The organism is Vagococcus allomyrinae, assembly GCF_017829975.1.
Lineage (GTDB): Bacteria > Bacillota > Bacilli > Lactobacillales > Vagococcaceae > Vagococcus_D > Vagococcus_D allomyrinae.
In genome coordinates this window covers 79,406-91,506 of the sequence record NZ_JAEEGA010000022.1, presented here as the reverse complement: position 1 = coordinate 91,506, position 12,101 = coordinate 79,406, and the positions used below count along the sequence as shown (strand labels likewise).

8 protein-coding genes are annotated in these 12,101 nt (G+C 40.4%); 4 read left to right on the top strand and 4 right to left on the bottom strand.

Annotation, left to right across the window (positions count from 1 at the left end):
* Window positions 1-391: transposase (locus I6N95_RS24305; RefSeq protein WP_209532362.1), on the top strand; the 391-nt coding region annotated here is incomplete at its 5' end.
* Between the two features lie 67 nt (window positions 392-458).
* Here I6N95_RS24305 and lepA read toward each other — a convergent pair.
* Entirely contained in the window at window positions 459-2,297 is a 1,839-nt protein-coding gene (lepA, locus tag I6N95_RS24300) for a translation elongation factor 4 (protein ID WP_209532360.1), read from the bottom strand.
* 179 nt (window positions 2,298-2,476) lie between these two features.
* On the opposite strand from lepA, the gene I6N95_RS24295 reads away from it, so the two are divergent.
* The gene (locus tag I6N95_RS24295; protein WP_209532351.1) at window positions 2,477-3,700 is read left to right on the top strand and encodes a GNAT family N-acetyltransferase; all 1,224 of its coding nucleotides are present in this window, start codon (window positions 2,477-2,479) and stop codon (window positions 3,698-3,700) included.
* A 242-nt stretch (window positions 3,701-3,942) separates the two neighbouring features.
* Here I6N95_RS24295 and I6N95_RS24290 read toward each other — a convergent pair whose 3' ends face one another.
* Window positions 3,943-4,650 carry a MurR/RpiR family transcriptional regulator gene (locus I6N95_RS24290; RefSeq protein ID WP_209532349.1) on the bottom strand — a complete coding sequence of 236 codons (708 nt, stop codon included), beginning with the start codon at window positions 4,648-4,650 and terminating at the stop codon, window positions 3,943-3,945.
* Window positions 4,651-4,701: 51 nt separating this feature from the next.
* On the opposite strand from I6N95_RS24290, the gene I6N95_RS24285 reads away from it, so the two are divergent.
* Entirely contained in the window at window positions 4,702-5,322 is a 621-nt protein-coding gene (locus I6N95_RS24285) for an AAA family ATPase (RefSeq protein WP_209532347.1), read from the top strand.
* Between the two features lie 17 nt (window positions 5,323-5,339).
* Window positions 5,340-6,623, top strand: a complete 1,284-nt coding sequence (locus tag I6N95_RS24280; RefSeq protein WP_209532345.1) for a PTS sugar transporter subunit IIC — start codon at window positions 5,340-5,342, stop codon at window positions 6,621-6,623.
* 28 nt (window positions 6,624-6,651) lie between these two features.
* Here the strand turns inward: I6N95_RS24280 and clpB are convergent, their stop codons facing one another.
* Both clpB and I6N95_RS24270 read right to left on the bottom strand, forming a co-directional pair.
* Window positions 6,652-9,252 (bottom strand): ATP-dependent chaperone ClpB, encoded by a 2,601-nt coding sequence (gene clpB, locus I6N95_RS24275; RefSeq protein ID WP_209532343.1) that lies wholly within the window; start codon window positions 9,250-9,252, stop codon window positions 6,652-6,654.
* Window positions 9,253-11,581: 2,329 nt separating this feature from the next.
* Window positions 11,582-12,037, bottom strand: a complete 456-nt coding sequence (locus I6N95_RS24270) for a hypothetical protein (RefSeq protein WP_209532341.1) — start codon at window positions 12,035-12,037, stop codon at window positions 11,582-11,584.
* Window positions 12,038-12,101 lie beyond the last annotated feature (64 nt).

Here is a 12,101-nt window from a genome sequence, read left to right as displayed (position 1 = left end):
AAAGCCGATGACTGAAACGGAAGTGATCGATTATTTAGAGACCTTAGATCCAACATTAACGGCAACCTACAACGTTTACCAAACGTTGCTTTTCCACTCCCAGAGAAATGATTTTGATGCCTTTAAACACGTCGTTGAATCAATGCCTGAAGGGGTTTCTTCCCTGATGACCACGTCTTTAAAAACCTTAAAGAAGCATTTACCACGAATCGAAAATACATTTAAGTATTCCTTTTCAAATGGCCCTTTAGAAGGCACGATCAATAAAATAAAAGTCATCAAAAGGGTGGCTTATGGGTACCGCAGTTTTTGGAACTTCAAACATCGCATTTTAGTGAGCTTTAACTTAACACAAAAAAGCACCTCCGCCATCGCTGACAGAGCCGCTTAATTTGTCGATCATTTCGATTAATTTCTAGTCATCCACATCATTTGACGTAGAGCCTTTTTTAACATTCTTATTTCTTCTTAGGTTCGTCCTCGTCCATTTTCAAAACGGCCATGAAGGCTTCTTGCGGAACTTCTACCGAACCGATTTGTTTCATTCGTTTCTTACCATCTTTTTGTTTCTCAAGCAACTTGCGTTTCCGCGAGATATCCCCACCATAACACTTAGCTAGGACGTTTTTACGTAAAGCTTTAATATCAGAACGGGCCACAATCTTTTGACCAATCGCCGCTTGGACTGGCACTTCAAACTGTTGACGAGGAATTAGCTTCTTCAGTTTCTCAACAATCGCTTTGCCTCGTTCAAAAGCAAAATCCTTATGGACAATAAAGCTCAAGGCATCAACCGTTTCACCGTTCAACAAAATGTCCATCTTCGATAAACGACTTGTTTTATAGCCGGTAATTTCATAGTCCAAAGAGGCATAACCTTTTGTACTGGATTTCAAGCGATCAAAGAAATCGAAGACGATTTCTGATAAAGGCAACTCATAGACGACGTTCACTCGGTAATCATCTAAATAATCCATGGTCACAAAATCCCCCCGTTTACGTTGCGATAATTCCATCACCGCACCAACGTAATCATTAGGCACCATAATCGACGCTTTGACATAGGGCTCCTCAACTGAATCGATCACACCAGGTTCAGGAAATTCAGCAGGATTATCAACCACCACCTGTGTGCCATCGGTTTTATTCACATGATAGATAACAGAGGGTGCCGTCGTAATCAATTCCAAATTAAACTCACGCTCTAACCGCTCTTGAACCACGTCCATATGCAACAATCCTAAAAAGCCACAACGGAAACCAAAGCCCAACGCTTGCGAGGTTTCAGGTTCAAAATCCAACGCTGAATCATTTAATTGCAATTTCTCCAAAGCTTCGCGCAATTCATTGTACTTAGACGTATCAATCGGGTACAAGCCACAGAAAACCATTGGATTCATGCGACGATACCCAAAGAGTGCTTCCTCAGCTGGATTGTTCGCTAAGGTAATCGTATCCCCCACTTGGGTATCCTTAACAGTTTTAATCCCCGCTGTAATATAGCCAACATCCCCCACCATTAACCGGTCACGAGAAATGCCTTTTGGTGAAAACACCCCGACATCAATCACTTCGAATTTCTTACCATTTTGCATCATCATGATTTCGTCGCCGGGCTTAACCATTCCTTCCATAATTCGGACATTTAGGATGACACCGCGATAACTATCATAAACCGAATCAAAAATAAGAGCTTTTAGCGGGGCTTCAATGTCGCCCGTTGGCGCTGGCACCAAGTCGACAATTTGCTCCAAAATATCTTCAATCCCAATGCCGGCTTTGGCACTAGCCAGAACCGCATCACTGGCGTCAATCCCCACCACATCTTCAATTTCTTTACGGACTTTTTCCGGGTCAGCCGCCGGTAAATCAATTTTATTAATCACAGGAATAATTTCCAAATCGTTGTCAATGGCTAAATAGACGTTGGCCAAAGTTTGCGCTTCAATCCCTTGGGCCGCATCGACGACTAAAATCGCCCCTTCACAGGCTGCCAAACTACGAGACACTTCATAAGTAAAATCCACATGCCCCGGCGTATCGATCAAATGGAAGATGTACTCTTCGCCATTTTTAGCTGAATAGGTTAATTCAACTGCATTCAATTTAATCGTAATGCCCCGTTCTCTTTCTAAATCCATGGAGTCAAGCAGTTGATCTTGCATTTCCCGATCAGAAACCGTTTCGGTTTTTTGCAAAATCCGATCAGCCAAGGTGGACTTACCATGGTCAATATGCGCAATTATCGAGAAATTGCGAATCTTTTCCTGTCTTTTCTTCATTTCTTCTAAATTCATTATATATTCCTACTTTCTATTCAATCAGCACTCTTGATTATAGCAATCTTTCGGCCGCTTGAAAAGTCTTTTCAACTCAAGAGACAAGAGCTATTCACCGATAATCATATTTTTCCACTATTGACTTTGAATTTGTTATAATAAAGATGGATGTTGAAACTTTTAAGTGAGGGAATAACATGAATCGAGATCGAATACGTGAGCGACTGACAATCAAGCCAGTCGAAGTCAAACATTTAACACAGTTTAATGAGTTATTGCGGTATGTCTTCCAAGTAACTGATTCAGATATTGAAGAAAGTGGCTACGAAGACGGCAGCGAGGTTGCCAAAGCCAAACGACCGGTTTTAAAATCAGCCGATGTCATCGGTTGGTTTGATGACGACGATACCTTAGTCTCCCAATTGGCCATCTACCCGTGTGAAGTCAATATCCACGGTGAAATTTACGCCATGGGGGGGATCACCGGTGTGGGCACCTATCCAGAATACGCCAGTTTGGGCTTGATGCAAGACTTAATCGAATTGGCACTTGAAAAAATGCGCGCAAAAGGTCAGTGGATTTCTTATTTATATCCCTACAGTATTCCTTATTACCGCCGCAAAGGTTGGGAAATCATGTCAGACATGATGACCTTTCGAGTCAAAGACTCCCAACTACCTAAACAAGTCCCCGTATCAGGTTCTGTTGAACGGCAAGAAAACGACCACCCTGATGTGATGGCTGTCTACGATCAATTCGCCCGCAAAAACCACGGTGCCATGATCCGCACTGAATTAAACTGGGATGAATACTGGCGTTGGGAAAATGAAGAAGAGCGGATTGCCGCCGTGTACTACAACGCTGAAAATCAGCCCACTGGCTACTGCCTCTATTGGATTGCCGAGGAAGTCTTTCATATCAAAGAAATGATTTACCTCAACCAAGAAGCCCGCATCGGCTTATGGAACTTTATTTCTGCTCATTTCTCCATGATTAATTACGTCGAAGGAGAAGTTTATCGAAATGAACCGATCGCCTTTCTCTTTGAAGACAGTGAAATGAAAGAAACGATTTCACCTTTCTTCATGGCTAGAATCGTTGATGTCAAAGAATTTCTGCAACGCTATCCTTTTGACAGCACGGTTAAACCTTTTCACTTTATTGTGGAAGACCCCGTAGTCACATGGAATAATGGCGTCTTTGGCTTGATTTGGGATGAAGACGATCAAGTCACCATAACAGATGAGCCGATTGGCAAACCCGTCACCTTGGATATTCAAACCCTTTCCACCATGTTTATGAGCTATAAACGCCCAACTTATCTTCATAACATCGACCGAATTGAAGCTGATAAAGAAACCATTCGGTCACTGGAACGCATCATTCCAAACGAAACAGCCTATTTCAGTGATTATTTCTAAAGTAAAAAACTCTTTTAGCGACAACGATTAATCGTTCGTTTCTAAAAGAGTTTTTCCTTTCTTTGTAAAACACACCCCATATTAACCGCTAGAAAACCAAACATTCTCCCCTAAACATGTTTTTTCATTCGTGAACCTGTTCAATTTATGACAAAAATCAACACACTCATCAAAAAAACTGCTATTATGTGCCATATGGATTCCAGAAACCCAGTAGCACCTCAGCTGGTCATCAGCAATTATCAGAGCATGGGTCTCAGATAGGCGCTTAACAACAGTTCAAACATATTTAAGGTATTGCCATAAAACAAGTGAGGAGCGTGTTGTTCATTGGAAAATTGATTGGCAGTTTTAATCGGAATTGCTAAAGACGAAGCTTTGGCAATCGTCGACTGAGGGTTACCAGTAAAACTAATGACATCGATTCCATTCCCTTGAGCCCGCAGAATAATTTCTTTTAAAGAGGTCGTCTCTCCCGATTCTGAAATGGTCAGCACTAATGTTTCCTTCAAAAAATCCGGTTCTAGCAACTCTAAATGAGAATTGCTGATGCTGCGAAAGCCATGGATAATCAAACTTTCATTGACATAATTGGAGATGATTTGAGAAAAACCTGATGCCAGTATCATGATATTCGCTTGGCGGTAGCGACTTAACAACGCGCTAAACTGCTCTTGATAAGCGGGATAATCAGCGACACTTATTTGAGTATTTTCTGGTAAATCACTTTGCCCGATTCCCTCTTTAATTTTAAAGACTAGCTCAGTATAGCCTGAGTAATTCATCTTTTTCGCTAAATTGACAATGGTAGCAGGGGAAGTGAAACACTGTTTGGCAACCCCACGAATGCCCAGATCTTTCGTTTCTGATAAGTTATCCTGTAGAAACAATAAAATAGTTTGTTCGGTTTTGTTTAAGCGATATTTATTGACTAATGTACTAATATTCATGCTTTTCACCTCTGGAATATCATATCACATTTTTAGAAATGAGGAAAAATAATGACTAACACACACGAGTATATTGAAGATCCTTGGGCCCGAGTCATCACTCGTAATGGCTTAAAAGGCGACGAAGTGGTCTCCGGCTTGCAAAAATCCATCCGCCGAGGCTTAACAAAAGAAGCTTGCGAGTTTGCTTATGAAATGTATATCACCTCTCCCCAGTTTGAAGAAAAATTATGGCGTCGCCTTTTGGCTATTTCTGTCGAAGATATCGGCATGGGAAATGTCCAAGCCGCTCCAATCATCAACAGTCTCAACCAAATGCGCAAAGAATTTGCTTATAACGAAGCCGATCGGGCCATGTATATTTTTCACGCCATCCGCCTATTAGCAGAATCTGAAAAAGACCGCTCCACTGACTTGCTGAAAAACATCGTGATCAAAAGTTTTGCCATGGGATACGTTCCAGAAATCCCTGATTTCGCCTTAGATAAACACACTGTTCGCGGTCAAGCCATGGGTCGAGATTCTTTCCACTTTCTAAATGAAGCCAGTAAAGTCATTCCCGAAATGCCCGTCGACAACGGCTATAAGGAAGCTTACGCCAAAATCTTGGAAACGTACGATCCCAAGAAGGTCGTTGAAAGTGCCTTTAACTTTAATTCATGGCAAATCTAGGTAAGGAGAAGAGATAAATGACGCAAAAGAAACCTTTGTTGGAAAAACTGGATCACGTGCTATCACCGATTGGCACTAAATTGGGAAATCAAGTTCATTTGAAGTCGATTTCCAGTGGTATGATGTTTGGCTTACCTTTTATCGTCGTTGGGTCACTTTTTTTAATCATCGCTAACCCACCGATTAATATGGAGTTGTACAATCCTGATACGGCAGGCTTTTTTCTCCGATTTTTAGCCGCTTGGAAAGAGTTTGCCTTAGCAAATTACGAGCAAATCACCGCTCCCTACAACATGACCATGGGCCTATTTGGCATCATCTGCGCCTTCGGAATTGCCTACTCACTGGCGCAAGAATACAAGCTTAACCCGGCCATGAACGGTGTGATCTCCATGTCCGTCTTTATTTTAGTGGCTGCCAACAGTCAAGACGGACAAATCCCCATGGACTACTTGGGATCCAACGGCCTGTTTATCGCGATTATCATTTCTCTACTAGTGGTTGAAGTGGCCCGCTTAATCGAAAAATTTAACTGGAAAATCTCGATGCCTGATTCAGTTCCACCGGCTGTTACGACCTTTATTAATTCTTTGTTGCCGCTGCTGATCAATATTGTGATTTTCCATGGGCTAAATTTAATCATCATCGCTCTGACTGGCAAAATTCTGCCGGAGTTTATTATGAGTGTGCTGACACCAGCCTTAGATATTGCTGGTAACTTGTGGGGCTTTATCGCCATCGTGACCTTTGGCAACCTGCTGTGGCTCTTTGGTGTCAATGGGTCATCGATTGTTTTTCCTATTTTATTTTCGATCGGCATTGCCAATACCGGTTTAAATGGTGAGTTGGTAGCCTTAGGAAAAGATCCGACCATCGCCATGAACTTACAAATGTTTCGCATTTCGATCTTCGGTGGAGCCGGAGCGACACTGGGGCTACTCGTTTGGATGTTGTGGAGTAAAAAAGCACAGATTAAAACCCTGGGACGGCTCTCCTTAATCCCTGGTATTTGCGGCATCAATGAGCCGATTATTTTTGGTATGCCAATCGTGTTTAATCCGATTTTAGCCATCCCCTTTTTACTTAATCCGATCATTAATCTAATCTTAACCTATTACGCGCAACTGACTGGCCTGATTTCCATGGGCTACATTGTCGATCCTTCTTTTACTCCCTTTTTTGCCCAAGCTTACTTAGCCACAATGGATTGGCGTAACGTGGTGTTCTGGTGTGGGTTAATCGTAATCAATGCCGCCATTTATTATCCTTTCTTTAAAGTTTACGAAAAAAATATTGAGTAACAAAAAAAGCGATCTAAGATCGCTTTTTTTATTCTTCGATTTCTTTCGTTTCAAACATCAATTGCCCATCAAAGACGGTAACAGTCACTTGACTCTTTGGTCCTACCCGACCAGAAACGATTTCTTTTGCTAAAGGTGTCTCCACTTCGCGAGTTAAGAACCGTTTGATTGGACGAGCCCCGTAAATTGGATCATAAGCATTTTCCGCAATCCAAGCTTTCGCAGATTCAGAAATACTCAATTCAATGTCCTGATCAGCTAAACGAGCTGACAAATCACGGGTCATCTTGACGATAATATTTTTAACATCAGCTAAACTCAACGGCGTAAAGAGAATCGTGTCATCAATCCGATTTAAGAATTCCGGCTTAAAGTGAGCTTGCAACATCCCCATGACTTGTTGATTGGTTTCTTCTGGAATATGTCCATCTTCCGAAACCCCTTCAAGCAAGAGCTGAGATCCTATGTTGCTAGTCATGATCAACACCGTATTCTTAAAGTCGACAATCCGTCCTTTAGAATCGGTCAAACGCCCATCATCCAAAACTTGTAACAAAATGTTAAAGACATCGGGATGAGCTTTTTCAATTTCATCCAATAAGACAATCGTGTATGGACTACGGCGAACGGCTTCCGTTAATTGCCCGCCTTCTTCATACCCAATATAGCCTGGAGGTGCTCCGACTAAACGAGAGACGCTATGTTTTTCCATGTACTCACTCATATCAATCCGCACCATATGTTCTTCAGAATCAAATAAGTTTTCTGCCAAAGCTTTGGCCAATTCTGTTTTACCAACACCGGTTGGCCCTAAGAACAAGAAGGAACCTAAAGGACGATTTGGATCTTGTAAACCAGCTCGAGAGCGAATCACAGCATCTGATACAGCGTCAACCGCTTCTTCCTGACCGATAACACGTTGGTGCAAGGTTTCATTTAAACGTAAAATTTTATCCCGTTCACCTTCAATCAGCTTAGCCACAGGAATCCCCGTCATTCGTCCGACCACTAATGAAATCTCATTATCCGTAACTGCTTCTTGCACAAGTCGATTTTCTGACGCTTCATTTTTAGCTTCCAATTCTTTTAATTCGACTTCCAATTTAGGAATAGTGCCATGACGTAAAACCGCCGCCTGCTCTAAATCATAATTATTTTCCGCTTCTTCCAAAGCATGCCGAGCATTGTCTAACTCTTCACGTTTCATGCTGACTTTATTGACTTCTTCTTTTTCGGTTTCCCAACGCATCTTCATGGCATTGGTTTCTTCTCTTAGTTCAGCTAGCTCTTCTTGAAGAACTTCCAGACGTTTTTTGCTGGCATCATCGTGCTCTTTCTTGAGAGCCGCTTCTTCAATTTCCAACTGCATTAACCGACGCGTCACCTGATCCAATTCTGTTGGCATAGAGTTCATTTCCACCCGTATGGTGGCACAGGCTTCATCCACCAAGTCAATGGCCTTATCTGGCAAATAACGATCAGTAATATAGCGGTTGGACAAAGTTGCCGCCGCAACTAACGCATTGTCATGAATATTGACACCGTGGTGAATTTCAAAGCGTTCTTTTAGTCCCCGCAAGATGGAAATCGTGTCTTCCACAGTCGGCTCTTTGACCAATACCCGTTGGAAACGGCGTTCTAGTGCTTTATCTTTTTCCATGTATTGTTGGTATTCATCTAATGTGGTAGCCCCAATACAGTGTAACTCACCACGGGCTAACATTGGTTTTAACAAGTTTCCGGCATCCATACTACCTTCGGTTTTCCCCGCGCCCACGATGTTATGAATCTCATCGATGAAGAGAATAATCCGACCATCACTCTTTTTGACTTCTTTTAAGACCGCTTTTAAGCGCTCTTCAAATTCACCACGGAATTTAGCCCCTGCGATCAAGGCCCCCATATCCAATGAAAAAATCGTCTTATCTTTTAAATTTTCTGGAACATCTTTTCTAACAATCCGCTGAGCCAAACCTTCAATAATCGCCGTTTTACCGACACCTGGCTCACCAATTAAAACGGGGTTGTTTTTGGTTTTTCGGGATAAAATCCGCACCACATCACGGATTTCTTCATCACGTCCAATAATTGGATCTTGTTTGCCACTTTTAACAGCTTTATTTAAATCAATGCCGTATTTTTCTAAGGCTTTATATTGCTCTTCTTGATTTTGGGACGTCACGCGATCGCCTCCTCTTAATGCTTCAATTGCTTGACGCAAGGTTTTTTCTTTCAACCCTTGAGCGGTTAAAAATTTTGTCAACACATAATTTTTTAATTTCAGCAAAGCCAACAAGACGATTTCAGTGGCTAAATACTCGTCACCGAATCCTTCACGCAATTTATCGGCTTCTTGTAATAAATTAAATAGATTTTGACTCAACCCCTGACCATATTGAACATTGCCTTCGACGACAGGCAATTTATCGAGCGCTTCATCCACCTCTCTGACAAAGGCATCCATCGGAATACCTGCCTCCTGATAAAATTGATACGCAAAATGATCCGGTTGTAGAAAAATCTTCCACAAATGAGCAATGTCTATTTCTTGATGGCGGCGAGTCACTGCGACTTGTTGCGCTGCGGCAATCGCCTCTTGTAAAGTTGTTGTCATTTTTTCCATGTTCATCGTTCAGACCTCCTGATTAAAAGCTTTTTATTTATAGTACGATAACAGTTAACTAACAAAACTAACCCATAGTAAACAGTTAGTTTTGAAAGCTTGTTTTGATAAAGCATTATTTTTTTAGTTTTAACACTTTAACTTCATCACAAGTCTTATTATATCAAATTGGTCAGTATTGGTCAAAGAAAAACCACTATCTTTTTTGACCTTAAGTTAAGAGACCAGCCATCAATTATCCCTTGTAATGGCGACAAAGATCTGCAAAAAAAAGGGCAAAAAAAATAAACTGCCGACAACAATCGCCTCAGTTTCAATCGAACTTAACAAACTTATTTTATTATTGCCTTTTCTCATCATTAATAAAAGACAACAGAGCAAACTAACACCTTACCTGAACTCGCTTAGTTTCCGCCTTAATCAATCTTTTCAGTTATGTTATCCTAAAATTTTCATTTCCTCAGCCAATGAGTGATCCCATCACTCATTAAATAACATTGTCAAAACAATCAAATCAAACTTATTACTAGGATTCACCGCTATTAACATGACAGTTTCGCCAATGAGTGATGGCAACGGTCAGCCACCTATTTTAATGGTTACCACATGTTATTAATAAAACTTACCGCCCAGCGGTTTTTTGTCTTGATTTCTTTATTTTTTTCATCAGATGTTATGCTAAATAATACGTTTCCTCAACAGATGAGTGATCCCATCACTCATTAAATAACAACAACAAAACAATCAAATTAAACTTACTACGAGGATTCAACGCTATTAACATGACAGTTTCACCAATGAGTGACGGCAACGGTCAGCCACCTATTTTAATGGTTACCACATGTTATTAATAAAACTTACCGCTCAGCAGTTTTTTGTCTTGATTTCTTTATTTTTTCATCCGGCGTTATGCTAAATAATACATTTCCTCAACAGATGAGTGATCCCATCACTCATTAAATAACAACAACAAAACAATCAAATTAAACTTACTACGAGGATTCAACGCTATTAACATGACAGTTTCACCAATGAGTGATGGCAACGGTCAGCCACCTATTTTAACGGTTACCACATGTTATTAATAAAACTTACCGCCCAGCAGTTTTTTGTCTTGATTTCTTTATTTTTTCATCAGATGTTATGCTAAATAATACGTTTCCTCAACAGATGAGTGATCCCATCACTCATTAAATAACAATGTCAAAACAATCAAATTAAACTTATTACTAGGATTTAACGCTATTAACATGACAGTTCTATTAATGAGTGATGGCAACTGTCAGCCACCTATTTTAATGGTTACCACATGTTATTAATAAAACTTACCGCTCAGCAGTTTTTTGTCTTGATTTCTTTATTTTTTCATCAGATGTTATGCTAAATAATACGTTTCCTCAACAGATGAGTGATCTCATCACTCATTAAATAACAACGATAAAACAATCGAATTAAGCTTATCACAAGGATTCACCGCTATTAACACGACAGTTTCGCCAATGAGTGATGGCAACGGTCAGCCACCTATTTTAATGGTTACCACATGTTATTAATAAAACTTACCGCTCAGCAGTTTTTTGTCTTGATTTCTTTATTTTTTCATCAGATGTTATGCTAAATAATACGTTTCCTCAACAGATGAGTGATCCCATCACTCATTAAATAACAATGAAAAAACAATCGAATTAAACTTATTACTAGGGTTCAACGCTATTAACATGACAGTTCAACCAATGAGTGATGGCAACTAACATTCACTTATTTTGATTGGCATGATCGTTATTTTATCAACCACCTCAAACCACTGGTCTTTTCATCTGATTTAATTCAGAAACTTGCCATCTTTTATTAAATTTTTCAGAAGGTTGAGGCTTAAAAGGGACTACATTCCATTTCACGCTCACATTATAACACACTTCCAACTAAAAGTCAATTTTTTACAGATAAGAAAAGCTGAACGAGGCGTTCAGCCCTGAAAAAAAAATAGCAAAATAGTTAAGTGATGCTACTACGCTGCGCTTCGATGTCCGCTATCGCTAAATGCTAAAGCATTAAGCATAGAGGCCTTTGTCACTAAACTAATTTTGTCTTACTTCGTTGTCCCTTGTCTCTAAGCGATAAATCACTAAGAACAACGGCTTTTCCGAAGCCTTCAAATCTTAGTGCTTTAGCACTTAGAATTTGTTGAGATCGAAGCGAAGCGTAGTGGTGCCTCGTGAAGCTAGATCCAAACTACGATATAGAGAAAGTTTTATACTTTCCTATAAAGTAAAAAAATAGCAAGGCAGGAAGGGCGATCCCCTCCCTCCTCACTACTTAATAGTCTCCCTTTGGCTTAATCAAACCCTTCATCCATCAGATAACCTTCGGCCTGTTCTTTCGTCTTAAAAACTGCTTCAACCGCTCCGCTAGTCATCAAAACGGTCCACATATAATCTGCATATTGCAATTTTAATTTATCACCATTACTGTCACTCCAAATTTCTTCGTAGCCATTCTCATAACCATCTTCAGTTAGGCGTAAATAAGCAATTGCTTTTTCTACTAATTCGACGATTTCTTCTTTTGAGGCCTCCATTACGGAAATGTAGCCATCCTTCGTTTCTTCTTTAGCTAAATAGCCAGCAAAGATAAAGGCGTTTCCGCTTTTAGGATGCAAATACCTAACAACGGTGGTTTTAGGAACCGCACTCTCTTCAAAATGATAATTCAATCGATTCATTGACACCGCCTGAACACTCAACTCAGGAAAGCTTTCAAAAATAACTTTTTTTTCTTCAAATGATAACACGATTTTCCTCCTCTAAATATGAGGCCTAGCCTTTAATCGACTTTAAATGCCCCTAGGTCTCTCC